The following is a 26,082-nucleotide window of genomic DNA, read 5'->3' on the forward strand; positions in this document are numbered from 1 at the left end:
GCACGATGGACGCACGGCGCGCGATCACCCTCGGCATTCTCGCCGGTGGCCGCGCGCAGCGGCTGGGCGGATGCGACAAGGCCTGGCTGCAACGCGGCGGGCAGGCGCAGGTGCAATGGCTGGTGCAGGCATTGGCGCCGCAGGTGTCCGCGGTCCTGGTCAGCGCCAACCGCAGCTTGCCGCGCTATGCCGCCATCGGCCTGCAGGCAGTTCCGGACCGGGTCGCGGCGCCGCCCGACGCCGAACGTTCGCTGGGGCCGATCGCCGGATTGGATGCACTCGCCGCCGCCTGCGCCACGCCCTGGCTGCTGACTGTGCCGGTTGACCTGTGCCGGCTGCCGCCGGACCTGACTGCCATGCTGGTGGCAGCCGCTACGGACCATGACGGCGCCTGGGTCGAGGATGCCGCCGGCGCGCAGCCGTTGGTGGCGCTGTACCGGGTGGCCGCGCTGCGCCCGGCGCTGGCGGAGGCGCTGGCGGCGGGCCGGTATGCGCCGCGGGCCTTGCAGCAGCGCCTGCGGATGCTGTCGGTGGCGTTGCCCGAGATCGTGCTGGGCAATCTGAACACGCCGCAGGATCTGGCCGCAGCGGGTATCCTGCCGCCACCATGACCGACTATCCCTCCCGGATCGCCTACACCGACGCGCTGGCGATCGTCGCTGCCGCTGCGCGTGCCCGTCCCGTCAACAGCGAGCGCCTGGCGGCGTCGCGCGCCGATGGCCGCATCCTGCTCGAACCGCTGGATGCGCCGATCGACCTGCCGCCGTTCGCCAACAGCGCGATGGACGGTTTCGCGCTGCGCCACGCCGACCTGAGCCAGGGGGCGTCGACCGACTTGCGTCTGGCTGGCGAGCAGTTCGCCGGCGCCGATCGGCAACAGGCGCTCGCGCCCGGCGAGTGCCTGCGCGTGACCACCGGCGCGCCGTTGCCGGCTGGGGCGGATACGGTGGTGATCAAGGAGAACGTGCATGAGCGCGATGGCCTCGTGCAGGTGCCGGACGGGCTCGCCGCTGGCGCGCACGTGCGCGCGCGTGGCGAGGACGTGCGTGCCGGCGAGCGCGTGCTCGAGGCCGGCATGCTGCTGACGCCCTCGCGGATCGGCCTGGCTGCGGCCTTGGGCGTGGACCAGCTGACGGTGGCGGCGCGGCCGACCGTGGCGGTGTTCGCCACCGGCGACGAACTGGTCGAGCCGGGCCTGCCGTTGCAGCCAGGGCAAATCTACAACAGCAACCGCGACATGCTGATGGCGCAGCTGCGCCTGCTCGGCCTGGCGCCGACCGCCTGGCCGACCCTGCCGGACGATCCGCAGCGCATCCAGGCCATGCTCGCCGATGCGGCCTCGGCGTTCGACGTGGTGCTGACCTGCGGCGGCGTCTCGGCCGGCGAGAAGGACTACCTGCCGCGGCTGTTGGCCGAGCACGGCCGCATCCTGTTCTGGAAGGTACGCATGCGCCCGGGCATGCCGCTGCTGTTCGGCGAGTGGGATCGAGCCCTGTTCCTGGGCTTGCCGGGCAACCCGGTGTCGGTACTGGCGACCTTCCTGGCGATCGGACGGCCGTTGCTGGATGCGTTGCAGCGGCGCAGCGAACCGCACCGGGCCTGGCGTGCGCGGCTGGCGGCCGGCTGGGACAAGCGCCACGACCGGCTGGAATTCCTGCGCGGGCGCATGCGCTGCGACGCGCACGGCCAGCTGTGGGCGGAACCGAATCCCGCCGACGGCTCGCACCGTCTGCGCGGCGCCGCCGACAGCGACGTGCTGCTGCGGCTGGAGGAGGGCGCACGCCAGTTCCAGGCTGGCGACGTGGTCGAGGTGGTGCCGTACTGAGGGCATCCCCCACTCACCAATATCCGCCACCATCGAGGCGGATGTAGGTTGCCCCGTGGGAATGGCGCCAGCCGCGGAGGGGCGTTCGCGGTTAAGCGCGTCGCCGCTGAGACCGCTCTCACAGCTGCGGTGCCAGCCTCGTCGGAGGCCGCAGTGTGGGAGGGACTTCAGTCCCGACGCATGAAGGTGCCAGCCGGCTTTGGACTTCGCTCCTCGCGGCTACATGACAGTTGACTCCCACAGGAGGCTTCCGTCGTGATTGGAGGCACCCTTGAATCGCGCCACCGACGGCGGACGCCGGCCCGGTTTGCGCCGATAATGCGCGCATGGGCATTCGAGAACTGACTCCCGCACAGGCGCAGGCGCGGCAGGCGCAGGGCGCGCGCTTGATCGACATCCGCGAGGAGCACGAGCGTGCCACCGGCATGGCCGCCGGCGCGCAGGGCGTGGCCAGCGCGCAGTTGCAGGCCGACCCGGCCGCCTATCTCGGCGCCGACACCGAGGTGCTGTTGATCTGCCAGAGCGGCAGGCGCTCGCACGACACCGCCGTGTTCCTCGAGCAGGCCGGCTACTCGCAGGTCGCTTCGGTGCTGGGCGGCACGACGCGTTGGCAGCGCGAGGGCTTGCCGCTGCAGCGGCCGTCGCTGGAACCAGAGCAGGAAGACTTCTTCGACCGCTATTCGCGGCATCTGCGTCTGCCCGAGGTCGGGGTCGAGGGGCAGCGCAGATTGCAGGCCGCGCGCGTGCTGCTGGTCGGCGCCGGCGGCCTGGGCTCGCCGGCGGGCTTCTACCTGGCCGCGGCCGGGGTGGGGCAGTTGCGCATCGCCGACGACGACGTGGTCGAGCGCAGCAACCTGCAGCGGCAGATCCTGCACGGCGAGGCGCGGATCGGCCAGGCCAAGGTTGACTCGGCTGCGGCCAGCCTGGGGGCGCTGAATCCGGGCGTGCGGGTGGAGGCGGTGCGCGAGCGGGTCACCGCGGACAACGTCGAGCGGCTGCTGCAGGATGTGGACGTGGTGCTGGACGGCTCGGACAATTTCCCTGCGCGCTATCTGCTCAACGACGCCTGCGTGAAGCTGGGCAAGCCGCTGGTGTACGGCGCGGTGCAGCGCTTCGAGGGCCAGGTCAGCGTGTTCGACGCCGGGCGCCGACGCGGACAGGCGCCGTGCTACCGCTGCCTGTTCCCGGAGCCGCCGCCGCCGGCGTTCGCACCGAACTGTGCCGACGCTGGCGTTCTCGGGGTGCTGCCCGGCATCGTCGGGCTGCTGCAGGCCAACGAGGTGCTGAAACTGTTGCTGGAGATCGGCGAACCGCTGCGCGGCCGCCTGCTGCACTTCGACGCCCTGGCGATGCGCTTCCGCGAAACCCGCCTGTCCGCTGATCCGCAGTGTCCTTTGTGTGCGCCGGAGCGGCCGTTCCCTGGCTACATCGACTACGCGCAGTTTTGCGGGGCTGAGGGTTAGCTGCTACTAGGTGTCGCTGTTCGCGGCGGCACCCGGACCCTCATCCGCCCCTTCGGGGCACCTTCTCCCGGTGGGAGAAGGGAAGCGGGGTCTCGATGGCTGACGCAGTGTCGCGCCGCTCAAGCCCCTCTCCCTCCGGGAGAGGGGCTGGGGTGAGGGTACGGCGCGAAGCGCCTCGCAAGGTCTGGCTGCACTAGCCGTCGTTGGACGCTGCGGCGCCCGCACCCTCAACCGCCCCTTCGGGGCACCTTCTCCCGGTGGGAGAAGGGAAACGGGGTCTCGATGGCTGGCGCAGTGTCGCGCCGCTCAAGCCCCTCTCCCTCTGGGAGAGGGGTTGGGGTGAGGGTGCGGCGCGCAGCGACTCGCGATGCAAGGCTGCTCTGGCTTTCGCTGTACGTCGCTGCGCCCGCACCCTCATCCGCCCCTGCGGGGCACCTTCTCCCGATGGGAGAAGGGAAACGCGGTCTGCGCGTTGATCGCATGATTTTGACTGTCCGGCCTGCGACCAAATGCATGTCGTGCGAGGGGCGCGTTGCGCGCAGCACGCAGTGCACCGCGTCTCACCTCGCATCCCGCGCCATGGGGAGACTGCAGCCTTGTGCGTAGAATCGGCGCATGACCAGTCCAGCCGACAGCAGCGAATTGATCAAGGTGGTGGCGCTGCTTGGCGCCGCCGTGGTGGCGGTACCGGTGTTTCGCCGGCTCGGCCTGGGATCGGTGCTCGGCTACCTCGCCGCCGGCCTGGCGATCGGGCCGTTCGGCCTGGGGTGGTTCTCCGATCCGCAGGCGATCCTGCACGTCGCCGAACTGGGCGTGGTCATGTTCCTGTTCGTGATCGGCCTGGAAATGCGGCCATCGCATCTATGGAGCCTGCGCAAGCAGATCTTCGGCCTGGGCACTGCGCAGATCATCGTCTGCGCCAGCGTGCTGACCGGCGTCGGCCTGGCCTTCGGGTTCCCGCTGCCGGTGGCCTTCATCGCCGCTTCCGGCTTCGTCCTCACTTCCACCGCGGTGGTGATGCAGTTGCTCGGCGAACGCGGCGACATCGCCTTGCCGGCCGGGCAGAAGATCGTGGCGATCCTGCTGTTCGAGGACCTGTTGATCGTGCCGTTGCTGGCGGTGGTGGCCTGGATGGCGCCGGTCCCCGCGGATGCCTCGGCGCCGTCGCGCTGGGTCGGCATCGGTGTCGGCGCCGCGGCGATCGTCGGCCTGCTGGCGGCCGGACGCTGGCTGCTCAACCCGCTGTTCCGGCTGCTGGCCGCGGCCAAGGCGCGCGAGGTGATGACCGCGGCCGCCCTGCTGGTGGTGCTGGGTGCGGCGCTGCTGATGCAACTCGGTGGGCTGTCGATGGCGATGGGCGCGTTCCTGGCCGGCGTGCTGTTGTCCGAATCGACCTTCCGCCACCAGATCGAAGCCGACATCGAACCGTTCCGCGGCATCCTGTTGGGGCTGTTCTTCCTCGGTGTTGGCATGGCGCTGAACCTGGCGGTGGTGGCCGCCAACTGGGCGCTGATCCTCAGCGGTGTGCTCGCCTTCATGGCTGCCAAGGCCGCGTGCATCTACCTGGTCGCGCGGCTCACCGGCAGCGGCCATGCGCAGGCGCTGGATCGCGGCGTGCTGATGGCGCAGGGCGGCGAGTTCGCCTTCGTGCTGTTCGCCGCGGCCAGCGGCGCCGGGGTCATCGACGCGCAGATCAACGCCAACCTGACCGCCATCGTGGTGCTGTCGATGGCGCTGACCCCGTTGTTCGTGCTGCTGTACCGGCGCTGGGCACCAGTGGAGGCGCCGTCGATGGAAGGCGTGGATGCGGCCGACGGCCTCACCGGCAGCGTGCTGATCATCGGTTTCGGGCGCTTCGGCCAAGTCGCCAGCCAGTCGCTGCTGGCGCGCGACGTGGACGTGACCATCATCGACAACGACATCGAGATGATCCAGAGCGCGGCCAAGTTCGGCTTCAAGATCTACTACGGCGACGGCACCCGCCTGGACGTGCTGCACGCCTCCGGCGCGCACAGCGCCCGCGCCATCGCGGTGTGCGTCGACAATCGCGAGGCGGCCAACCGCATCGTCGAACTGGCCACCACCGAGTTTCCGCAGGCCAAGCTGCTGGTGCGCTCCTACGATCGCGAGCACGCGCTGGAGCTGATCGCCGCCGGCGTCGACTACCACATCCGCGAGACCTTCGAATCGGCGGTGGAATTCGGTCAGGCCGCGCTGATCGAACTGGGCATGGACGAGAGCGAGGCGCGTTCCATCGCCCGCGAGATCCGACGCCGCGATGCCGAGCGGCTGGAACTGGAGATCGCCGCCGGCGACGTGCGTGCCGGCAGGGGCCTGATGTACGGCAATATCACCCCGGTGGTGCCCACGCCGACCCCGTTCACGCCGCCGCGGCGCGAGAGCCGCACGCTGAATCCGGAAGGCGTGCCGGCGGAGGCTGGCGAGCAGCGTCGCGGCGATTAGCCACAGCTCGGCACCATGAATGCGCGGTGCCCGTGTGGGAGCTACGTCGGTCGCGACGATGCATTACCGGTAAAGCCCGTTGCGGCTGAGCCGCTCCCACAGAGACTTGCGGCGAGCGCGGCGGGTGCACTGTGGGAGGGACTTCAGTCCCGACGCATTGCGCCATCGGAATGCACCCGCCACTTCGTGCGCCGCGGCTGCATGACAGTTGACTCCCGCAATGACCTCTTGAGTACCCCCGTTCGAGCGTTGTCGCCTCAGCGCAGGAACGCCTGCAGCGCACGCATGTAGCACGGATCGTCGCTGATGTCGTTGTGGTCGGCCTGCGCGAAGGCGACCACCGTCGGGCGCTGCGGCAGGGCCTTGAGCAGGGCATCGGTGCTGGGTGGCGGCACCACCTGGTCGCGGCCGGCGCGGAGGATCAGCAGCGGGTCGCGGTAGTCGCGCAAGGCGCGCGCCGAGTCGTAGCGATCGCGCAGCAGCCAGCGCACCGGCGCCCACGGGTAGTGCGCCTGCGCCGCCGACACAAGGCTGTCGAACGGCGTCACCAGCACCAGCCGCGCCACCGCGCGGCGCGCCGCCAGTTGGCTGGCCACACCGCTGCCCAGGCTGCGTCCCATCGCCGCGATCTGTGCCTGCGGTTGCGCGGCGTGCACATGGTCGTACAGCGCCACGGCATCGCCGATCAACGCCGCTTCGGTGGGCTTGCCATCGCTGGCGCCGTAGCCACGGTAGGCGAGCAGGTAGAGGCTGTGGTCGGGCAGGGCGGCCTGCAGTTGCGCGCGTGCGAAACGCAGATCCTCGGCATTGCCGCCGAAGTACAGCAGCACCTTGTCGCGGCCGGCATTGACCTGCCAGCCGCGCAACTCCACGTTCGCGTCGCGCCGCAGCGCGAAATCGGTCTGCGCCGCTGCCACCCGCGTGCCTTGCGGGACATACAGCAGGTCGCGCTGGCCCAGGTAGAGCAGGGCGCAGACCACCAGGTAGGCCGCGGCCAGAATGGTCGCCGCGATCGCGGTGTAGCGCAGCATCGCTAGCCGTGCTTGCGCTGCGCCTCGGCGAAGGCGGCCAGTTGCTCCGGAGTGGCCTCGGCCTGGTGCTGCGCCTTCCAGTCGGCGAACGGCATGCCGTAGACGCGCTCGCGCGCCTGCTCCTTGCTGAGGTCCTCGCCTTCGGCGGCCGCGGCTTCGCGGTACCAGTCGGCCAGGCAGTTGCGGCAAAACCCGGCCAGGATCATCAGGTCGATGTTCTGCACGTCGGGGCGGTCCTGGTTGAGGTGCTGCAGCAGGCGGCGGAAGGCGGCGGCCTCGATGCGGGTGGTGTCGGTCATGGCGGAATCGGGGACAATGGACGTCCCCCGACTCTACACCCGCCCGCCCCGATGACCGATTCCGCGTCCGTCCCCTCCGTTCCGGCCCGCATCCTCGACGGGCGGCGCATCGCCGAAGACCTGCTCGACGAGCTGAAGGCGCGGGTCGACGCACGGCTGGCGGCCGGGCAGCCGCGGCCGGGGCTGGCGGTGGTGCTGGTGGGCGGCGATCCGGCCTCGGCGGTGTACGTGCGCAACAAGCGCCGCGCGGCCGAGAAGGTCGGCATCGAGGCGTTCGACTACGATCTGCCTGCCGGCACCAGCGAAGCCGACCTGCTGGCGCTGATCGACCGGCTCAATGCCGACCCCAAGATCCACGGCATCCTGGTGCAGTTGCCGCTGCCGGGCATCCCCGATGCCAGCCGGCTGATCCACCGCATCGATCCGCGCAAGGACGTGGACGGCTTCCATCCCGAGAACGTCGGCCACCTGGCGCTGCGCGAATTCGGCCTGCGCCCGTGCACGCCGCGCGGCATCGTCACCCTGCTGGCGCATACCGACCAGCCGGTGCGCGGGCGCAACGCCACCATCGTCGGCGTCAGCAACCACGTCGGCCGGCCGATGGCGCTGGAACTGCTGATCGCCGGCTGCACGGTCAGCTGCTGCCACAAGTTCACCCCGCCGGAGGTGCTGCAGGCGCGGGTGCGCGACGCCGACATCCTGGTGGTGGCGGTGGGCCGCCCGGGGCTGATCCCGGGCGAGTGGGTCAAGCCGGGCGCGGTGGTGATCGACGTCGGCATCAACCGCCTGGACGATGGCCGCCTGGTCGGCGACGTCGGCTTCGACGCGGCGGCGCAGCGCGCCAGCTGGATCACCCCGGTGCCGGGCGGGGTCGGGCCGATGACCGTGGCCACGCTGATGCAGAACACGATCGAGGCCGCTGATGCGGCCGGGATTCGGGATTCGGGATTGGGGATGCGTTGAACGCTGCGCGGGATTGGGGCTGTGGGATTCGGGATTCGTTAAAGGCAACAGCAAAAGCGCATGCCCGGCCTGTTCGGGGTGCTCCAGGGATCGGCAGGCGTCGAGATCGGCCTGCTGAAAGACAGGCAAACGGCCCGGCCGCGCGACGCACCGCTTTAGCGAATCCCCACTCCCGAATCCCCAATCCCCGCCCCAAATGCGTTAAAATGCCGCGCTTCCCCACACTCGGGTCCGCCGATGCTACGCATCCAGGCTGAAGCTCTCACCTACGACGACGTCTCGCTCGTCCCCGCCCATTCGATCGTCCTGCCCAAGGACGTCAGCCTGGAAACCCGGCTGACCCGCGACCTGCGCCTGAAACTGCCGATCCTATCGGCCGCGATGGACACGGTCACCGAGCACCGCCTGGCGGTGGCCATGGCCCAGCTCGGCGGCATCGGCATCATCCACAAGAACCTGACCCCGGCGCAGCAGGCGGCCGAAGTGGCCAAGGTCAAGAAGTTCGAGGCCGGCGTCATCACCGAGCCGTTCACGGTCGGTCCGGAGACCACCATCGGCGAGGTGCTCAAACTCACCCGCGCCCGCAACATCTCCGGCGTGCCGGTGGTGGACGGCAGCGAGCTGGTCGGCATCGTCACCAGCCGCGACATGCGCTTCGAGAAGAAGCTCGACGATCCGGTCCGCCACATCATGACCAAGAAGGATCGCCTGGTCACCGTGCGCGAAGGCGCCAGCGACGAGGAAGTGCTGCAGTTGCTGCACCGCCATCGCATCGAGAAGATCCTGGTGGTCAACGACGGCTTCGAGCTGCGCGGCCTGATCACGGTCAAGGATATCCAGAAGAAGACCGACAACCCCAACGCCGCCAAGGACGCCGCCACGCGGCTGCTGGTCGGCGCCGCGGTGGGCGTCGGCGGCGATACCGAACAGCGTATCGAACTGCTGGCCGCGGCCGGTGTGGACGTGGTCATCGTCGATACCGCGCACGGCCATTCGCAGGGCGTCATCGACCGCGTGGCCTGGGTCAAGAAGACCTACCCGCAGCTGCAGGTGATCGGCGGCAACATCGTCACCGGCGACGCCGCGTTGGCGCTGATGGACGCTGGCGCCGATGCGGTCAAGGTCGGCGTTGGCCCCGGCTCGATCTGCACCACGCGCGTGGTCGCCGGTGTCGGCGTGCCGCAGATCACCGCGATCGACATGGTCGCCGAGGCGCTGCAGGACCGTATCCCGCTGATCGCCGACGGCGGCATCCGCTATTCCGGCGACATCGGCAAGGCGCTGGTCGCCGGCGCCTCCACGGTGATGGTCGGCGGCCTGTTCGCCGGCACCGAGGAAGCCCCGGGCGAGGTCGAACTGTTCCAGGGCCGCAGCTACAAGAGCTACCGCGGCATGGGCAGCCTGGGCGCGATGGAGAAGGGCAGCAAGGACCGTTACTTCCAGGACGCTTCCGACGCCGACAAGCTGGTGCCGGAAGGCATCGAAGGCCGCGTGCCGTACCGCGGCCCGCTGAGCGGCATCATCCACCAGCTGATCGGCGGCCTGCGCGCGACCATGGGCTATGTGGGCTGCGCCACCATCGAAGAGATGCGCACCAAGCCGAAGTTCGTCACCATCACCGGCGCCGGCCAGCGCGAAAGCCACGTCCACGACGTGCAGATCACCAAGGAACCGCCGAACTACAGGATGGGCTGACGCCCATCCGGGAATGGGGAATCGGGAGTCGGGAATCGATGAACCAGCGTCTGCACTGCTTTGCCCATTCCCGATTCCCCGTTCCCGATTCCCGGCCTCAATGACCAACATCCACAGCGACAAGATCCTCATCCTCGATTTCGGTGCGCAGTACACGCAATTGATCGCGCGGCGCATCCGCGAACTGGGCGTGTACTGCGAGATCTGGGCGTGGGACCACGATCCGGCCGAGATCGCCGGCTTCGGCGCCAAGGGCATCATCCTCTCCGGTGGCCCGGAATCGACCACGCTGCCGGGCGCGCCCGCCGCGCCGCAGGAAGTGTTCGACAGTGGCCTGCCGATCTTCGGCATCTGCTACGGCATGCAGACCCTGGCCGCACAGCTCGGTGGCGCCACCGAAGCGGCGGACCAGCGCGAGTTCGGCCACGCCGAAGTCGAGGTGGTCGCCGCTGACGCACTGTTCTCCGGGCTGACCGATCACGCAGGCGCGTCGCGTTTGAACGTGTGGATGAGCCATGGCGACCACGTGTCGCAGGTGCCGCCGGGCTTCACCATCACCGCCGTCACCGACCGCATCCCGGTCGCGGCCATGGCCAACGAGGCCAAGCGCTGGTACGGCGTGCAGTTCCACCCGGAAGTCACCCACACCCTGCAGGGCCAGACCCTGCTGCGCCGCTTCGTGGTCGACGTGTGCGGCTGCGCCACGCTGTGGACCGCGGCCAACATCATCGACGACCAGATCGCCCGCGTGCGCGCCCAGGTCGGCGACGACGAGGTGATCCTCGGCCTGTCCGGCGGCGTGGATTCGTCGGTGGTCGCCGCGCTGCTGCACAAGGCGATCGGCGACAAGCTGACCTGCGTGTTCGTCGACACCGGCCTGCTGCGTTGGCAGGAGGGCGACCAAGTGATGGCGATGTTCGCCGAGCACATGGGCGTCAAGGTGATCCGGGTCAACGCCGCCGATCGCTACTTCCAGGCGCTGCAAGGCGTCAGCGATCCGGAAGCCAAGCGCAAGATCATCGGCAACCTGTTCGTGGAGATCTTCGACGAAGAGTCGAACAAGCTCAGCAACGCCAAGTGGCTGGCGCAGGGCACCATCTACCCGGATGTGATCGAGTCGGCCGGCAGCAAGACCGGCAAGGCCCACGTCATCAAGAGCCATCACAACGTCGGCGGCCTGCCCGAGCACATGAAGCTGGGCCTGGTCGAGCCGCTGCGCGAACTGTTCAAGGACGAAGTGCGGCGCCTGGGCGTGGAACTCGGCCTGCCGCGCAGCATGGTCTACCGCCATCCGTTCCCCGGCCCCGGCCTGGGCGTGCGCATCCTCGGCGAAGTGAAGCGCGAGTACGCCGAACTGCTGGCCAAGGCTGACGCCATCTTCATCGACGAACTGCGCAAGGCCGACCTGTACGACAAGACCAGCCAGGCCTTCGCCGTGTTCCTGCCGGTGAAGTCGGTCGGCGTGGTCGGCGACGCCCGCGCCTACGAATGGGTGATCGCACTGCGCGCGGTCGAGACCATCGACTTCATGACCGCGCACTGGGCGCACCTGCCGTACGACTTCCTCGGCACGGTGAGCAACCGCATCATCAATGAGCTGCGGGGTGTGTCGCGGGTGGTGTACGACATTTCCGGGAAGCCGCCGGCGACGATTGAGTGGGAGTGACGCGACGTCCTTCGTGGGCGGCAAAACTGCATGCCTTGGGCGGGCCGGTGAATGGCGACGTGCTGTCGTCGCCGGCGCTCATACTGCAGGTGATCGGCGCGATCCGGAAGCGGGCTTGGCATTGCGATAGCGCTCGGCTCGCCTTGCGCGGCCGTGCATGGTCCGCTACCCGCCACAGCTGGAGCGTTTAAAAACCACGTCGCCATCCCGGGTTGTGGTGGATCGCGGCCTTCATGGTGCAGCCTCTGCCTGGGTGGCTTCGACCGCCCCTGCGGCAGCCGCCAGTGCAGCGGCTGACTGCGTCTCCTTGCGCTCGCTGTAGCGGTCGACCAGGTAGTCGCTGCGGCCGCGCACCAGATAGGTGAACTTCACCAGTTCCTCCATGACGTCCACCACACGGTCGTAGTACGCCGATGGTTTCATGCGGCCATTGGCGTCGAACTCCTGCCAGGCCCTCGGAACCGACGACTGATTCGGGATGGTCACCATGCGCATCCAGCGCCCAAGCACGCGCAGCGCGTTGACCACGTTGAAGGACTGCGATCCGCCGCAGACCTGCATCACCGCGAGCGTGCGTCCCTGCGTCGGTCGGACGCTGCCTTCCTGCAGGGGCAGCCAGTCGATCTGGTTCTTGAAGGCCGACGACACTGCGCCATGACGCTCCGGGCTCACCCAGACCTGGCCTTCCGACCACAGCGAAGCGGCCCGCAGCTCCTGTACCTTCGGATGGTCCGGACCGACGGCATCGACCATGGGGAGGTCATGCGGATCGAAGACCCGCGTCTCGGCGCCGAAGTAGTCGAGCAGCCGTTGCGCTTCAAGCGCCAGCTTTCGACTGTAGGACTCCGGACGCAGCGACCCATACAGGATCAGAATGCGTGGCTTGTGCTCGGCATCGCCTGCGGCCAGGCGCGCGCGATCCGCTGCGGGGGCAAGCGATGTATCCAGATTGGGAAGTTCCATGAGCGATTGCCCGGGTTATTTAATTCGATTATTCTAAAATAATGGAACATTTGACCGCAACCAAGGCCTTGTCGGCATTGGGCCACGAGACCCGTCTGGCCATCTTCCGGCTGCTGGTCCAGGCCGGACCGGCGGGTAAGCTGGCGGGCGAGATCGCCAGCGCGCTGGCACTGCCGGGGCCAACCTTGTCCTTTCATCTGAAGGAACTGGCTGTTGCGGGAATGATCCGCGCCGAGCAAAAGGGCAGGACGGTCTGCTATCGCGCCGAGTTCGACACGATGACGCGCCTGCTCGGTTACCTGACCGAGAACTGCTGCGGAGGCGACGTGAGTTGCGGAGACAGGCCGACATGCTGACGTTGGCCATTCGATGCAGAACGGCTGCGACATGAGCGCCGGCACTGCTCATTCCACGCCGACGGCGCAGCGCCCGGCAGCCGCGCGCCACCGTCTGGTTCTTCTGCACATCCCGAGGTGATGTCGTGGACGTCGTGATCAGCCTGTCGCAGTTCGACCAGCAGACCGAAGAGCTGCTGCGCTCCTCGGGGTTGCCGACATCGGATCTGGTCGCCGGCCATGCGTCGCGACAGTTCCTTGCCGCGCGCCAAGGTGGGCTGTTAGGCACGGTGGCTGTCGAAGTCCACGGCGAACATGGCGTGCTGCGGTCGTTGTGCGTCGCGGAGGGGCATCGGGGGTATGGCCTGGGGCGTCGGCTGGTTCAGGGTGCCGAGCGCTGGGCTGTCCAGCGTGATGTGGTTGCCTTGTATCTGCTGACCACGACGGCCCAGGATGTGTTCGCAGCGCTGGGCTACGTACATTGCGACCGGCAGCAGGTGCCTCCGCTGGTCAGGGCGTCGCGTCAGTTCGAAAGCCTCTGTCCTTCCAGCGCCGTCTGCATGTCAAAGCGTCTGTGATCCAGGCCCTGCCTTTTCATCGACAAAAGGAGGTGCGCTACCGTGACAGCGATCGTCGTTCCGGCCAGTCCTGTGCATGCCCAGCGCATCGCGGACATCTACAACCACTACATCGCCAACACGTGCGTCACGTTCGAGCTGGATCCGGTGACGTCGGCCGACATGGCCAAGCGCATCGCAGACGTCCAGAGCATCGGCCTTCCGTGGCTGGTGGTGCTGGAGGGTGACGATGTTGCCGGGTATGCCTACGCCACGCAGTGGAGAGCGAGAAAGGCTTACCAGAGTTCGGTGGAATCCACGATCTATCTGGCTGACGGGCGTCGTGGGCGGGGGCTGGGCACTGTCCTGTATGGCGCGTTGATAGAAACGCTGCAACGGCTGGAGTTGCACGCGGTCATCGGCGGTGTCGCCCAACCGAACGATGCAAGTGCCCGGCTGCACGAGGCGCTAGGGTTCAAGAAGGTCGCACACTTCGAGCAGGTCGGTTACAAGCTCGGCCGCTGGGTGGATGTTGCTTACTGGCAGTTGCTTCTTCCAGTCGCGCTCCACGAAAACGGGGTTTGACTAGCGGCGCTGGTAGACGACGCCCTGGACCAAGACCTGGTCCTGCTCCGGCGCATCGTCGAAACGTCGATGCGCTTCGGCGATGGCGCGTTGGTTCTCGTTCGCCCAATCGACCAGCGCCATGACGGGCTTCAGTAGCGTGCGGCCAAGGTCGGTGAGCTCGTAATCCACGCGCGGCGGGATCGTCGGATACAGCGTGCGCGTGACCAGTCCGTCGCGTTCCAGGCCGCGCAAGGTCAGCGTCAGCATGCGCTGGGAAATGCCGTCGATGCCACGCTTCAATGCGTTGAAGCGCTGCGGGCCGTTCGCCAGCATGGCGACGATGTAGAGACTCCACTTGTCGCCGATGCGGTCGAGGATTTGACGGGTCGCCAGACAGCCGCCCGCGTCAGGTGCGGGCAGCTCGGCGGGCGGTCGCTCTATGTGACCAGGTGACATGTATGTGCCTTCTTGTGGGGCCGCGGCAGGGACCATACCATCCTTCGTATAGATTGGTAAGCAAGAATCTAATTATTACTTGGTTCTCATTTTATACCTAGGAGCCGTCATGAGCCACACGCTACTTGTCACGTCCAGTCCGCGCGGGACCGACAGCCTTTCCACCCGCTTCGCCACCGACATCGCCCACGGCATCCAGATCCGTACCGACGGTACGCTGACGGTGCGCGACCTCGCCGCGAATCCGCCGCCGCACATCACGTCGGCCTATATCCAGGGCCGGATCGCGTCGCCGGAGCAGCGCACGGCGGAACAGGTCGAGGCGGTGAACATCGCCCAGGAACTCGTCGACGAGTTGATGCGCGCGGACGTGATCGTGCTCGGTTCGGGCATGATGAACTTCGGCCCGCCCTCGCAGCTCAAGGCCTGGTTCGATCACGTCACTTGGCCACGCGTCACTTTCGGCTACGGCGACACCGGGCCGCAAGGACTGCTGACCGGCAAGAAGGTCTATCTCGTCGCGGCCACGGGCGGCGTGTTCTCCGAGGGCGCCTGGGCGCCATTCGATTTTCAGACCAACTATCTGCTGCACCTGCTCGGCTTCATCGGCCTGACCGATGTCGACGTGGTACGCGTCGAAGGCACGGTGCTCGGCCCGGATGCGGTGAACGCCGCCATCGACAAGGCCGCAACGGCGGTCGCTACCTTGTTGGCGAAAGCGGCGTGAGCGCATGATCGGGAACAAGACCATCGCCTTGTTCGGTGCGACCGGGCCGACCGGTCGGCACCTCATCGAGGAAGCCTTGCAGCGTGGCTATCGCCTGTCGGTCTACACGCGTGACGCCGGGAAGCTCGCCGCGTTCGCGGGAAAGGTCGACATCGTGGTCGGCGATCTGCAGGACCGCGGCGCCATTGCACAGTGCATCCGAGGGGCCGATGCAGTCATCAGCGCCCTTGGCCCCAACGGTTTCAAGGTGCAGGGCGACAAGCCGGTCATGCACGGCCTGGCCAACATCATCGCCGCGATGCAGCAGGCCGGCGTGCGCCGCCTCATCCAGATTTCCACCGCCGCCTATCGCGATCCCAAGGACGGGTTTGCCTTCGGCACCCACGCGTTCGCGCTGCTGTTCAAGCTGATAGCGCGCAAGGGCTATGAGGACATCCAGGCGACCGCCGCATTGGTCTCCGCTTCGGACCTGGACTGGACGCTGGTGCGCATTCCCAATCTCAAGGATGGCCCGGCCGACGGCGGCGTGGATGTGGGGTGGTATGGGCGGACCAGGCTCGGCACCAAGCTTTCCAGGGGCAATCTCGCCAAGTTCCTGGTCGACCAGGTGAGCGACACGCAATTCGTGCGTGCCGCGCCGGGCATCGCCGACCGTTGACGCAGAAATGCCCTCGCGCCCGAAAGGAACATGACTTGCGCGGTTCTTTCGTGATTCCCAATCAAACCATCGCGGAGTCTGCGCCATGAGCGGATTCACCAGTGCCGATGTCCCCGATCAATCGGGAAAGACCTTCATCGTCACCGGCGCCAACACCGGCATCGGGTTCGAAATCGCACGTGCGCTGGCCACGCGGCGTGCCAGGGTGCTTCTCGCTTGCCGCGACGAGCGAAAAGCGCAAGCTGCGATGAACCGGATTCGCGCGGAGACGTCTGGGGCGAATCTCGCCTTCCTGCCGCTGGACCTCGCGGATCTGACGAGCGTGCGCAATGCAGCAGCACTGGCTGGAAAGGAGCCGCGCATCGATGCGCTGATCAACAATGCGGGGGTGCAGGGGACGAAGCTGAAACGCACGAGGCAGGGCGTCGAGATGACGTTCGGCGTCAATCATCTGGGGTGCTTTGCGTTCACCGCGCTCATGCTGCCCAAGCTCGCGGAAACATCCGGGTCGCGCATCGTCGTCACCAGCAGCGGTCTGCACAAGGACGCGAAGATCGCGTGGGACGATCTCAATGCGGAGACGAGCTACAAGTGGATGCCGCGCTATGCGGCGAGCAAACTTGCGAATCTGCTTTTCGTCTTCGAGCTGGATCGGCGACTGCGCGCGGCCGGCATGCCCGTCACGGCCGTGGCCTGCCATCCGGGTCTTGCCGGCACCGATCTTGCGCGCGACAGCTGGTGGGGCAACATCGCCATGTCCTTGATCGGCCTGTTGTTCAATTCGCCGGCGCAGGGCGCCTGGGGCGCATTGCAAGCGGCGACCGGAAACATCAAGCCCGGTGGCTACTACGGGCCAACGAGAATGTCCGAATTGCGTGGCCCCTCCGGCGAATGCACCGCGTCCACGGAAGCGCGTAACCCGGAACTGGCGAGGCGACTCTGGGAGGTGTCGGTGCAACTGACCGGCATCGATGCCGAACTGCCTTCGCATTCATAGCCCGAACACAGGATCACGAGAACATGGCGATGCAGATCGACCTCTATACCGAGATCAGTTGTCCTTGGTGCTTCGTCGGCCATCACCGTCTCGACAAGGTGCTGGCAGAGCGTTTCCCCGACCTGGCCGTGGAGATCCGGCAGCATCCGGTCCTGCTGCTGCCGGATGCGCCCGCAGGCGGCCTCTACATTCCCGATTTGCTGCGTTTGCGCTACGGCATCACCGATCCGAAGGCCGCCTTTGCGCGCCCCGAGGCGGAAGCGCGCGCGTCGGGTTTCGACCTGGATCTCGGTCGCCAGCGCTGGGCCTATCCGACCCAGGCGGCGCATGCGCTGATCCTCGCCGCCGCTGGGCACGACACCCAGCATCGGCTCGCCGTCGCCATCACCGATGCCTACTTCATCGCGGCGAAGAACATCGCCGATGCGGATGTGCTGGCCGACATTGCAGCCGACTACGGCTTCGACCGCGATCGGGCGCGTGCCATCGCACTCGATCCTGCGCAGCACCGCCGCGTCGAGGCGGAAGCGGCCAGATCGACGCAGGCCGGTGTCCGTTCGGTTCCCCATTTTGTCTTCGCGGGACGCATTGCCATCAATGGTGGGCGCAGCGAGGACGAGATCGCTGCAGCAGTCCGCGCGGCGTCTGCGGCGATCCCTGCTTGACGCGGTTGCTTGCTGCTCGTTCAGTCGATCGCGCGCCGCACCATCGCGCTGTCGACGTACTGCTGCATGCGCACGATCCGGCCGTCGCGCAGTTCGTAGAGATGCGCGAAGTGCGCGCTCATTGACTTCCCGGTTGCCTTGTAGGTACCGGAATAGACGCCGAAGGCCGCCACCCGCTCGCCATCGGCCAGGTAGGTATGGACGCTGGCCTGGTAGTCGTCCCATTCCGTCGCGAGCCGGTGGAACACGCCCTGCATCAGCGCGTCCACTCCGACATAGGTGCCGGCGTAGGGAAAGCCTTCGGCCTCCGTCCATTCGATGTCGGGCGACAGCACCGCCAACAGCTGCTTGCCGTTCTCCTCGGAGGACCCTTCGTAGGTCCTCCGGATCAGTTCGCGATTGTCGGTCATCTCAGCCCCACGGCATTTCGCCGGTGGCGACCTTGGCGCCGATCTCGAGGGCCACGCCCATGCCGAGGTTCGGGAAGCGTGCTTCCATCGCCGCCTTGAGCGAGGCGGCGTCCTTGGCCGTCGCCAGCTCCTCCTCGAAGGCCAGCAGATAGGCCTTGGTGTGGGCGATGGCCGACAGGTCGGGCGCCGCGTCGGGCGTCAGATGGCCCGGTACGACGACCGCCGGCGCGCGCGCGGCGATCGCGTCGAGGTTGGCGATCCAGGCCGCCCGCTGTTCCTTCGTCTGCGTATCGGCGGTCCAGACATGCACGCCGGAGAAGATCATGACGCCGCCGAACACGGCGTGCAGCGACGGCACCCAGAGATAACGACGATTGGCCAGGCCCTGGGCCGCGACGATCTCGACCGTCTCGCCGTCGACCGACAGCGAGGCGCCGTCGAAGGCCTCGGGCAGGACGATGTCGTCCAGCGTCTGCGGACCGTTTTCCTTGAGCTGCGGCCCCCACACGGCGAGCTTCTTCGCGACGTTGGCCTGGATGGCGGCGCGCGTGGCGGAGGCGGCGACGACCTTGGCCTGCGGGAAGGCCGCGCGCACCGGCTTGAGGCTGAAGTAATAGTCCGGGTCCGACTGGCTGACGTAGATCGTCGTCAGCGTCTTGCCGGTGGCCTTGATCGCCTCGACCAGCGCCTTACCGTCGGGATAGGTGAAGCCGCCGTCGATCAGCAGGGCTTCGGTTGCACCGGCCAACAGCACCGGCGCGCGGAAGAAGCCGTTCTGGCCGGCGGGGAAATGGGTCCAGGTCAATGCGGACGTCTGGCGGTCGTTGCTCATCGCAGGTCTCCTTGGATTCGAGCGTGCAGGCAGTGGGAATGAAGGGGAAGCTCAGGCGGCGCGCAGATGCGCGGCCAGGGCATCGCGGTCGCCGAACAGCAGATCGCTCGGCAGCAGCCGGCTGCCGTGCGCGTCGTCGACGACGAGCGTGGGGACGCCGTGCGCATCGAAACGCGCCATTTCGCCGCGCGCGGCATCGATGCGCGCGCGATAGGCGCCGAGCACGTCGGCATCGGGCGAGACGACGCGCTGGGCGGCATCGGCAAACCCTGCGCCGGACAGTACCGCTGCCACGACCGCGCGATCGGAGGTGTTGCGGCCGTCGACATAACGGGCGCGTTGCAGGGTCTTCAGCGCGTCGCGTTCGCGCTCCGGCGCGGTCATGCCAACGGCGATCACGCCGAGCGTCGCGGGGGCCGAATCGAACAGGGTACCGGTCGCGCCGAGCACCTGGCTGCGGTAGGCCTCGGAAAACGCCTGCCCGGTGAGGCGGGCGATGCGCTGATCGTTCTGCCAGGCGTAGGCGGCGAAGGACGCCTCCATCGGCCGCGCGTTCTCGCCGGCGAACAAGCCAGTGGGGGCGAGCCGCACGGTGACGCCAGGGACCTGCGCAAGCTGGTCCAGCGCGGGGATGGCGCCGTAGCACCATCCGCAGAGAGGATCGAAGAGGTAGGTGATGCGCATGGTGGGATCCGCCTGAGGAAGTGCGGCCACCTTAGCGAACGCGGATTGGTGGATAAATCGCCTTGAATGCGACATTCTGTCAGTCATTGGCTAACAATTTGGCGAGGTCGGCGTGGAAGCCGTCAATCTCAACAGGCTTGCCTACTTCGCGGCCGTGGTGGACACGGGTTCGTTCACGCGCGCGGCCGAACGGCTGGGCATCACCAAGACCGTGGTCAGCCAGCAGGTGGCCAAGCTCGAGGCGGAGTTGAAGACGGCGCTGCTGATGCGTACGACCCGTCGGGTCGAACCGACCGAGGCCGGGCGGTTGCTGCATGCGCGCAGCGTGAGCGTGCTGCGCCAGGTCGACGATGCCATCGGCGAGGTGACCCGCTCCAATGTCGAGCCGCGCGGCGTCCTGCGAGTGGCCGCGCCGAACGACTACGGCACCTCCAGGATCGCGCCGTTCGCCGCCGCCTTCACCCGGCGCCATCCGGCGTGCCAGGTCGAGCTGATCCTGGCCGATACGCGCATCGATCCGGTCGCCAGCCAGGTCGATCTGTCCATCCGGGTGGGCTGGCTCGACGATTCCAGCCTGCATGCGCGGCGCATCGGCGGTTTCCGGCAGTGTCTGGTCGCCACGCCGGAACTGGCCAGCACCTTGGCGGTCGCGAACCCCGACGATCTCGCGCAGGTGCCGTTCGTCGCCAACAGCGCGCTCCGCGAGCCGTTGACCTGGCACTTCGTCAAGGACGATTTCGAGCGACGCACGGTGCGCATGCGCCAGGCCCTGTCGACCAACGCGACGCCGGCGGTGCTGGCGGCGACGCTGGCCGGTGGCGGGGTGTCGGTCCTGCCGGATTTCCTGGTGGCGGATGCTCTGGCAGCCGGAACGCTGGTCGCTGTCCTGCCGGAGTGGTCGTTGCCGGCCGGCGGCATCCACGTGGTCTACCCAACCGCGCGCTTTCGCCCGTCCAAGGTCACCGCGTTTGTCGAGATGCTGGTGGCTGGCGCCGACACGCGTGCGGCATGACGCTGTCGCCATCCGCGATTCCGCAAGTGTCCGCGCGTTTCGCAGCAACCGCCGCCCGCCCTCCCGCCTGCGTTCGGGAAGAGCGGGCCGAGAAAACACGCCGTCATGCTCTCGCCGGTACCGGATTGCGCGTGGAAGCTGCAGCGCCAGCGCAGGCCTCCCAGCGCAGGTCGCCGCTATAGCGCGAGGTCATCCGGCCCTGATCGTCCAGCGCGAACAGATGCAGCCACCGGTTGTCGAACAGCGCGCGAACCTGCGGATGGCGTCCGAGGATCCTGGTGATCGCGTCGGTCGGTGCCTCGATCAGTACCGAGAGCCGCAGCGGTTCGTGGATCAGCCGTTCGCCGTCGTGCACCGACTGCCACGGCAGTCCGCCGCGCAGCAATCCGCCATTGCCCTCGACCACGCCGAGGCCGCCGGTGACGTTGTGCAGCAGCTTGTTGCCGGCGCCGAAGACCTCGGGCGCCACCGTCGAGCCGTAGTACTGCAGGCTGATCCAGCTGGCGACCACGACCGGGGCGGTCAGGATCAGCTCCAGCACGCCGAAGCCCTCGTCGCGGCGCCAGTCGTAGTCGTGCAGGAAGGTGCGTCCTGCCAGGTCGCGTCCGGTCGTGCGCGCACGCGGCGCGGCGATGAAGGCCTGGCAGCCGGCCAGCGCCCATTCGGGGCGCAGCTCGGCCCAGTCGCGGGCGCGAGGCGCGATGTCCTGGCTGCGCTGCGCGCGCGGCAGGCGCAGCGCACGCTCGCCCCGGGCCAGCGCGCCGGCGGCGTGCAGCCAACGCGCCGCCTGGTCGATGTCGGCGGCATGCGCGGTCGAAGGATGGTCGGCGCTGTACACCGTGACCGCATCGGTCGTGGTGTCGTGCAGTGCGCCCACGAACAACGTGTCGGTGGGGATCGCGATGCCGCGTTCGGCAAGGCCGCTGCGGACCTCCGCATCGTTGAGCAGCGCGGCGAGCAGCCGTGCGTTCACTTCGCCGGAGTAGCCGCCGCAGGCGCCGCAGTGCAGGGCGCTGGCATGCGGATTGTTGACCACGTTTGCGCCATGGCCGGCGATCACGACCAGCCGGGCGAACCCGCTGGTGAGCGACATCGCCTTGAGGATGCGCGTGGCCATGGTCAGCCGCGTCTCGAGGTCGAGCGCATCCGCCGGGCGCGGCGCGGGCTCGTTCGGCGCTGAGTGCCGCGTCAGTCCCAATCCATCGCGCAGCAGCTTGGCGACGTAGATCGGGCCGGTGGCCTCGACGAAGGCGAACGAGGAAATGGCGGCCAGCTTGAAGCGGCCCCAGGCGCGCTTCGCGCGGGCCGCGATCCGCGCGGCGAGGTCGGACTCGGCGAGCGACGGCGTCGCCTCTCCCGCGCAGGTCTGTAGCGCGGGCGTCAGCAGCACCGGAAGGCGTGCCTCGACCACATCCGAGGCGAAGCGCCGATGGCCGATGCCCAGCCCGAAGAATCCGGCGAATCCGAGGGTCTGGATGCTGGAATCGAGGCTTTCCACGGCGCGGCGGAACACTTCCGAACGCACGTCGATGCAGAAGGCCATCTGCAATGCCATCCGGGCGGGCGTCGCCGGAAGCGCGGCGGGTGCTGCAAGCAGGGTGGCGAGCCGCCGCTGCGCCGCGCGTTCGGCCGCTTCCTGCAGGAGGCTATCGACGACATCGTCCGACGTCGCCGCAACCGGCGTGGCGTAAGCGGCGATGGCGGATCGCCACTGCGGCGCGATCTCCGAACCGAACTTGCCCAGCAGCGCGGCTTCCCAACTGATGCGGATGGCGAGCAGGTCGGTGACGCAGGCATCGGTTCCGCCGCTCAGCTCCGCTTGCCAGAGCCGATAGCGGGCGACCTGGCTCCAGCCGCCCAGTGTGGTCAGCAGGCGGTGGAAGTAGCCGTCCAGCGCATCCGGCGCGAGGCCGAGGCGGGCGACCCCCTCGACGATCGCCGCTTCGGCAGTCGCTGGTGCGTCCGCCACCTGCTGGGCGAATCGGGTGAGCCCGGCGATTTCCGGCGTCAGATCGTGGGTCGCGACCAGTCGCCATGCGTTGTAGGCGCCGCCGGACTGCCCGGCGACCCACAGCGCCTGGCCCTGATCGAAGTAGCTGGCGGCCCAGTGTCCGATGCGCTCTTCGACGATGCCCGGCCAGTCGACCTTCGACGCATCGCGTGCCAGATCGGCGACGGTCGGGATCGCTCGCGGGGCAGGGCGCACGGCCTCAAGAGCGTGCTTGAGCGCGGACACCGTCGGCGGACGCAGGGCGGCCGGGGCGGCGTGCCAGGCCGCCTGCAGATCCTCCTCGGCGATCTCGCCGGCGTGCAGCCGCTCCGCATACCAGGCGCGCGGCATGGTCAGCGCAATGCCGGCGGCGCTGCGCAAACGCGCCGCCGCCGTCGCCAGCGGTTCGCCGGTCTGGCCGAGGAAGGGATTGACCGCCACGCTCGAGGCGAGCGGCCAGAGCGGGGGGATAGCGCGCGCCGCACGCGCGGCGGCGGCGATGATCGCTGCGTGGGACAGGGGCGATGCGTCGGGCGTGGTCATCAGCATGGAGGGTGTCCTGGCGGTTAGGGAGTCACGAGGTCTTGCGGACGGACCAGCCGCCGAGCAGGCGATCGAGCGTGGCGTTGGCGTACAGGCCATTGGAGAGATGCACGCGCAGTCCGGCGGCGGCCGGGTGCGTCGCCCACAGCGGGAACAGCGCCTGCGCCACCGCCACCAGGCCGAAGCTCAGCACCGCCAGCGCCATCAGCGTCCACTCCAGCCGGCCCGGCGCCGGCGTTGCCGGCAGCACGCCGGCGGTCAGCCATTCGGCGGCGGTCTGCAGCGCGAAGTAGCCGACCGCGGCGGCGCTGGCGTAGAGCGCGGTCGTTCGGGTGAGCGGGCGCGGCGCCGCATCGGCCAGGCCCTGGGCCAGCAGATAGGCGACACCGAAGATCAGGATGGCGCCCAGGGCCAGCGCCTGCGGCGACTTGTGTCCGAAGCCGAAGGCCAACCCGAAGGCCGCGCCGATGCCGATGTAGATCGCCAGTGCGATCAGGAAGGCGCGGCCGACCGCCGCCCCATCGGGCACGGCCACCGGCCCGGGCCGGCGAATCGACGCCACCTGCTCGACCGCCCCGCCGGAGGCGAGGAAGGCATGCGCCTTGTACAGCGAGTGCGCGACGATGTGCAGCAGCGCCAGCGGGAACAGCGCCAGCCCGCACTGCAGGATCATGAAGCCCATCTGCGCGACCGTGGACCAGGCCAGCGAGGTCTTGACCGCGGGTTGGGTCAGCATCACCAGTGCGCCGAACAGCGCGGTGAACCCGCCCAGCATCGCCAGCACGGCGAGCACGCCGGGGGCCGCCAGCATCAGGTCGGCGAAGCGGATCAGCAGGAAGCCGCCGCCGTTGACCACGCCGGCATGCAGCAGCGCCGACACCGGCGTGGGCGCCTCCATCATCTCGGTGAGCCAGCCGTGGGTCGGGAACTGCGCCGATTTCAGCACCGCGGCGAGCGCGAGCAGGGCGGCGGCGGCGGTCAGCGACCCGCCGTGCTGGCCGCTGCGGGCCAGGGTGTTGATCGTGGCGATGTCCGTCGTGCCCAGGCTGTTCCAGATCAGCGCGGCTGCGCTCGCCAGGGCGATGGCACCGATGCTGGAGAACAGGCGCTTCTTGCGTGCGGCGCGCTGCGCCGCCACGCGGCCGGGATAGAACAGCAGCAGGCGATTGAGCGCGATGCTGGTCGCGATCCAGGCCACCACGACCTGGACCAGGTTGCCGGCCTGCACCAGCAGCAGCACCGCCGCGAGCGCGACGCACAGCCAGCCGGTGAAGTATCCCTGGCGCGCCTCGCCATCGAGATAGGTGCGGGTGTAGCGCACCACGATCCAGCCGACGAAGGCGACCAGCAACAGCATCGTGGTGCTCACCGCGTCGAGCCGGACCGACAGGCCGATGCCGTTCCCTCCGAGCAGTTCGCTGTCGCCGGCGCCCCGGGCGATCAGCAGCGCCAACGAGACGAGGGCGACGAGCAGTGCGCCGAGTGCGGCGCCTTCGGCGAAGGCGGGGAGGAGGCGGGGGCGTCGGCCGTTGCGGACGAAGCCGTACACGGCGGCGACCAGCAGCAGGAATGGGGCAGAGAGCGGCAGCAGATAGAGCGACAAGGCAATCCCCTCGGATCGGGCACGGTGGCGGGCGGCGCCACGATAGCGATCGCTGGGGTCGAACAAAAATTCATTGTTTACACAATAACGTTCGTTATTATCGAATGATGGCCGCCCTGAACTACAACCACCTGCGCTACTTCTGGGCCGTCGCCCACGACGGCAATCTCACCCGCACTGCCGAACGGCTCAACCTCACGCAATCGGCTTTGTCGGTGCAGATCCGCAAGCTGGAGGAGCGCCTGGGCCATGCGCTGTTCGAGCGGCGCGGGCGGCAACTGCACCTGACCGAGGCCGGGCAGATCGCGCTCGACCACGCCGACGCGATCTTCGCCACCGGCGATGAACTGCTGGGCACGCTGCGGCAGACCGGCGCCGCGCGGCAGGCGCTGCGCGTGGGGTCGCTGGCCACGCTGTCGCGCAACTTCCAGATGGAGTTCCTGCGGCCACTGCTTGGCCGCACCGACATCGACCTGATTCTGCGTTCGGGCAGCGCGGGTGAACTGCTGCGGGCGCTGGAGGCGCTCAACCTCGACGTGGTGCTGCTCAATCAGGCGCCCGCCAGCGACGCGCTGACCCCGTTCGTCACCCATCGGCTCGCCGAGCGCCCGGTCAGCCTGGTGGGTACGCCGGATCGCTTGGGTCACGCCGCGAGCCTGGCCGATCGCCTGCGTCACCACCCCATCATCCTGCCCACGGTGGACAACAGCGTGCGCGCGGGCTTCGACGCCCTGGCCGATCGCCTGGGCGTGCGCCCGCAGATCGTGGCGGAAGTGGAGGACATGGCGATGATGCGCTTGCTGGCGCGCGAGGACATCGGCCTGGCGGTGCTCCCGCCGATCGTGGTCAAGGACGAGATCGCCGCCGGCGTGTTGGTGGAAGGCGATCAATTGCCGGACATCGTGGAGACCTTCCACGCCGTGACCATGTCGCGGCGGTTTCCCAATCCGCTGGTGCGGCTGCTGCTGCAGCCCACCGCTGCGCCAGCGGATTCGTAGCGCCAGCGACGGACATGGCAGTGCCGCCGCCGATCGTTGCCGGCGGTCGCTGCGTGGCGGTCGACCCGCCCAAGGCACCGCGCCAGCACATGCCGAAGCTCGGCAGGCACGTCGTGCGGCGCAGCCGCGGGGGCGCTTCGAAGACAGATCGTTGATGAGGACCATTGGACAACATGCTGTCAAATGGACAGGATGATGCATGACTGCGGAAAACCTTCCCTTGTTGGTTCGCGAGCTGGTGCTCGCGGTGTTCGCCACCAACGGCCGCCTGGTCGATATGGGCAACCGGTTGGTGCGCCCGATCGGGCTGACCACCGCCTGGTGGCAGGTGCTCGGTGCGTTGGGCTATTCGCCGGTGCCGCTGCCGGTGGCGCATATCGCCCGCAACATGGGGCTGACCCGGCAGGCGGTGCAGCGCGTGGTGGAGTTGCTGGCCGAACACGGGTTCGTCGTATTCGAGACCAATCCGCACCACGCGCGCGCCAAGCTGGTGGTGTTGACGCAGGCAGGACGCGCAGCCCTGGGCGCCGCCGAAGCCGCAGTCGCGTCGCTCGACCAGCACCTGATCGACCGACTCGGCGCCGAGCGCGTCCGGACCGCCATCGCGGTGCTCCTGGACATGCGCGACGCCCTCGACCAGTCGCTGGCCGAATGAAGCGCGCAAGCCTGCGCGCGACAGG

Annotated in this window: 26 protein-coding genes; 17 read left to right on the forward strand and 9 right to left on the reverse strand. The window is 68.4% G+C overall.

The features are described from left to right. The first annotated feature begins 5 nt into the window (after nucleotides 1–5). The 4 genes from mobA to PG878_RS09995 all read left to right on the forward strand — a co-directional run bounded on the left by mobA (nucleotide 6) and on the right by PG878_RS09995 (nucleotide 5,751). Nucleotides 6–611 carry a molybdenum cofactor guanylyltransferase gene (gene mobA / locus PG878_RS09980; RefSeq protein ID WP_209031384.1) on the forward strand — a complete coding sequence of 202 codons (606 nt, stop codon included), beginning with the start codon at nucleotides 6–8 and terminating at the stop codon, nucleotides 609–611. Further along, nucleotides 608–1,825, forward strand: a complete 1,218-nt coding sequence (locus PG878_RS09985) for a molybdopterin molybdotransferase MoeA (RefSeq protein ID WP_209031385.1) — start codon at nucleotides 608–610, stop codon at nucleotides 1,823–1,825. The genes mobA and PG878_RS09985 overlap by 4 nt, the downstream gene beginning before the upstream one ends. A 326-nt stretch (nucleotides 1,826–2,151) precedes the next feature. Then, the gene (gene moeB / locus PG878_RS09990; RefSeq protein ID WP_209031386.1) at nucleotides 2,152–3,288 is read left to right on the forward strand and encodes a molybdopterin-synthase adenylyltransferase MoeB; all 1,137 of its coding nucleotides are present in this window, start codon (nucleotides 2,152–2,154) and stop codon (nucleotides 3,286–3,288) included. A 615-nt stretch (nucleotides 3,289–3,903) separates the two neighbouring features. Next, nucleotides 3,904–5,751, forward strand: coding sequence for a monovalent cation:proton antiporter-2 (CPA2) family protein (locus PG878_RS09995; protein ID WP_209031387.1), 1,848 nt, complete (start codon nucleotides 3,904–3,906; stop codon nucleotides 5,749–5,751). 257 nt (nucleotides 5,752–6,008) lie between these two features. Here PG878_RS09995 and PG878_RS10000 read toward each other — a convergent pair whose 3' ends face one another. Together PG878_RS10000 and PG878_RS10005 are read right to left on the reverse strand one after the other, a co-directional pair. Next, nucleotides 6,009–6,782, reverse strand: coding sequence for an alpha/beta hydrolase (locus PG878_RS10000; RefSeq protein WP_209031388.1), 774 nt, complete (start codon nucleotides 6,780–6,782; stop codon nucleotides 6,009–6,011). Nucleotides 6,783–6,784: 2 nt separating this feature from the next. Continuing rightward, nucleotides 6,785–7,081 (reverse strand): DUF1244 domain-containing protein, encoded by a 297-nt coding sequence (locus PG878_RS10005; RefSeq protein ID WP_017913743.1) that lies wholly within the window; start codon nucleotides 7,079–7,081, stop codon nucleotides 6,785–6,787. A gap of 51 nt (nucleotides 7,082–7,132) precedes the next feature. Between PG878_RS10005 and folD the strand changes: the two genes are divergently transcribed. The 3 genes from folD to guaA all read left to right on the forward strand — a co-directional run bounded on the left by folD (nucleotide 7,133) and on the right by guaA (nucleotide 11,405). Continuing rightward, the gene (folD, locus tag PG878_RS10010) at nucleotides 7,133–8,044 is read left to right on the forward strand and encodes a bifunctional methylenetetrahydrofolate dehydrogenase/methenyltetrahydrofolate cyclohydrolase FolD (RefSeq protein WP_209031389.1); all 912 of its coding nucleotides are present in this window, start codon (nucleotides 7,133–7,135) and stop codon (nucleotides 8,042–8,044) included. Between the two features lie 237 nt (nucleotides 8,045–8,281). Continuing rightward, nucleotides 8,282–9,739: an IMP dehydrogenase gene (gene guaB, locus PG878_RS10015; RefSeq protein WP_010342915.1), complete on the forward strand. Its 1,458-nt coding sequence runs from the start codon at nucleotides 8,282–8,284 to the stop codon at nucleotides 9,737–9,739. A 100-nt stretch (nucleotides 9,740–9,839) separates the two neighbouring features. Further along, complete coding sequence (gene guaA / locus PG878_RS10020; protein WP_160963521.1) at nucleotides 9,840–11,405, forward strand: glutamine-hydrolyzing GMP synthase; 1,566 nt, start codon at nucleotides 9,840–9,842, stop codon at nucleotides 11,403–11,405. Nucleotides 11,406–11,636: 231 nt separating this feature from the next. On the opposite strand, the gene arsH is transcribed toward guaA, so the two are convergent. Beyond that, the gene (gene arsH, locus PG878_RS10025; RefSeq protein ID WP_209031390.1) at nucleotides 11,637–12,368 is read right to left on the reverse strand and encodes an arsenical resistance protein ArsH; all 732 of its coding nucleotides are present in this window, start codon (nucleotides 12,366–12,368) and stop codon (nucleotides 11,637–11,639) included. A 41-nt stretch (nucleotides 12,369–12,409) separates the two neighbouring features. On the opposite strand from arsH, the gene PG878_RS10030 reads away from it, so the two are divergent. The 3 genes from PG878_RS10030 to PG878_RS10040 all read left to right on the forward strand — a co-directional run bounded on the left by PG878_RS10030 (nucleotide 12,410) and on the right by PG878_RS10040 (nucleotide 13,845). Continuing rightward, a complete protein-coding gene (locus PG878_RS10030; protein ID WP_209031391.1) occupies nucleotides 12,410–12,724 on the forward strand; it encodes an ArsR/SmtB family transcription factor in 315 nt (104 codons plus the stop codon). Between the two features lie 125 nt (nucleotides 12,725–12,849). Further along, complete coding sequence (gene arsN2 / locus PG878_RS10035; protein ID WP_209031392.1) at nucleotides 12,850–13,281, forward strand: arsenic resistance N-acetyltransferase ArsN2; 432 nt, start codon at nucleotides 12,850–12,852, stop codon at nucleotides 13,279–13,281. Between the two features lie 42 nt (nucleotides 13,282–13,323). Next, on the forward strand, nucleotides 13,324–13,845 hold the full coding sequence (locus PG878_RS10040; RefSeq protein ID WP_209031393.1) for an arsinothricin resistance N-acetyltransferase ArsN1 family B: 522 nt from the start codon (nucleotides 13,324–13,326) through the stop codon (nucleotides 13,843–13,845). Here PG878_RS10040 and PG878_RS10045 read toward each other — a convergent pair whose 3' ends face one another. Beyond that, on the reverse strand, nucleotides 13,846–14,283 hold the full coding sequence (locus PG878_RS10045) for a winged helix-turn-helix transcriptional regulator (protein ID WP_244672614.1): 438 nt from the start codon (nucleotides 14,281–14,283) through the stop codon (nucleotides 13,846–13,848). A gap of 109 nt (nucleotides 14,284–14,392) precedes the next feature. Between PG878_RS10045 and PG878_RS10050 the strand changes: the two genes are divergently transcribed. The 4 genes from PG878_RS10050 (at nucleotide 14,393) to PG878_RS10065 (ending at nucleotide 17,330) form a co-directional block, all read left to right on the forward strand. Continuing rightward, the gene (locus PG878_RS10050; RefSeq protein WP_209031395.1) at nucleotides 14,393–15,010 is read left to right on the forward strand and encodes an FMN-dependent NADH-azoreductase; all 618 of its coding nucleotides are present in this window, start codon (nucleotides 14,393–14,395) and stop codon (nucleotides 15,008–15,010) included. Between the two features lie 4 nt (nucleotides 15,011–15,014). Further along, a complete protein-coding gene (locus PG878_RS10055; RefSeq protein WP_209031396.1) occupies nucleotides 15,015–15,668 on the forward strand; it encodes an SDR family oxidoreductase in 654 nt (217 codons plus the stop codon). Between the two features lie 85 nt (nucleotides 15,669–15,753). Then, nucleotides 15,754–16,665, forward strand: a complete 912-nt coding sequence (locus tag PG878_RS10060; protein WP_209031397.1) for an oxidoreductase — start codon at nucleotides 15,754–15,756, stop codon at nucleotides 16,663–16,665. 23 nt (nucleotides 16,666–16,688) lie between these two features. Next, nucleotides 16,689–17,330 (forward strand): DsbA family oxidoreductase, encoded by a 642-nt coding sequence (locus PG878_RS10065; RefSeq protein WP_209031398.1) that lies wholly within the window; start codon nucleotides 16,689–16,691, stop codon nucleotides 17,328–17,330. A 20-nt stretch (nucleotides 17,331–17,350) separates the two neighbouring features. Here PG878_RS10065 and PG878_RS10070 read toward each other — a convergent pair whose 3' ends face one another. The 3 genes from PG878_RS10070 to PG878_RS10080 are packed head-to-tail and all read right to left on the reverse strand — an operon-like array spanning nucleotide 17,351 to nucleotide 19,256. Next, nucleotides 17,351–17,740, reverse strand: coding sequence for a nuclear transport factor 2 family protein (locus PG878_RS10070; protein WP_209031399.1), 390 nt, complete (start codon nucleotides 17,738–17,740; stop codon nucleotides 17,351–17,353). A gap of 1 nt (nucleotide 17,741) precedes the next feature. After that, nucleotides 17,742–18,572: an MBL fold metallo-hydrolase gene (locus PG878_RS10075; RefSeq protein ID WP_209031400.1), complete on the reverse strand. Its 831-nt coding sequence runs from the start codon at nucleotides 18,570–18,572 to the stop codon at nucleotides 17,742–17,744. Between the two features lie 51 nt (nucleotides 18,573–18,623). After that, on the reverse strand, nucleotides 18,624–19,256 hold the full coding sequence (locus PG878_RS10080) for a DsbA family protein (RefSeq protein ID WP_209031401.1): 633 nt from the start codon (nucleotides 19,254–19,256) through the stop codon (nucleotides 18,624–18,626). A 112-nt stretch (nucleotides 19,257–19,368) separates the two neighbouring features. Here PG878_RS10080 and PG878_RS10085 point away from each other — a divergent pair, with 112 nt between their 5' ends. After that, nucleotides 19,369–20,268, forward strand: a complete 900-nt coding sequence (locus PG878_RS10085; RefSeq protein WP_209031402.1) for a LysR family transcriptional regulator — start codon at nucleotides 19,369–19,371, stop codon at nucleotides 20,266–20,268. Between the two features lie 103 nt (nucleotides 20,269–20,371). Here PG878_RS10085 and PG878_RS10090 read toward each other — a convergent pair whose 3' ends face one another. Then, nucleotides 20,372–22,807, reverse strand: a complete 2,436-nt coding sequence (locus tag PG878_RS10090; protein WP_209031403.1) for a YbcC family protein — start codon at nucleotides 22,805–22,807, stop codon at nucleotides 20,372–20,374. A gap of 25 nt (nucleotides 22,808–22,832) precedes the next feature. Beyond that, nucleotides 22,833–24,404: a proton-conducting transporter transmembrane domain-containing protein gene (locus PG878_RS10095; protein WP_209031404.1), complete on the reverse strand. Its 1,572-nt coding sequence runs from the start codon at nucleotides 24,402–24,404 to the stop codon at nucleotides 22,833–22,835. A 107-nt stretch (nucleotides 24,405–24,511) separates the two neighbouring features. Between PG878_RS10095 and PG878_RS10100 the strand changes: the two genes are divergently transcribed. After that, on the forward strand, nucleotides 24,512–25,402 hold the full coding sequence (locus PG878_RS10100; protein WP_209031405.1) for a LysR family transcriptional regulator: 891 nt from the start codon (nucleotides 24,512–24,514) through the stop codon (nucleotides 25,400–25,402). A gap of 199 nt (nucleotides 25,403–25,601) precedes the next feature. Beyond that, on the forward strand, nucleotides 25,602–26,057 hold the full coding sequence (locus tag PG878_RS10105; RefSeq protein ID WP_209031406.1) for a MarR family winged helix-turn-helix transcriptional regulator: 456 nt from the start codon (nucleotides 25,602–25,604) through the stop codon (nucleotides 26,055–26,057). The last annotated feature ends 25 nt before the right edge of the window (nucleotides 26,058–26,082 follow it).

Origin of the sequence: Xanthomonas hawaiiensis (assembly GCF_031834635.1) — a bacterium.
In the GTDB taxonomy this organism is placed as follows: domain Bacteria; phylum Pseudomonadota; class Gammaproteobacteria; order Xanthomonadales; family Xanthomonadaceae; genus Xanthomonas_A; species Xanthomonas_A sacchari.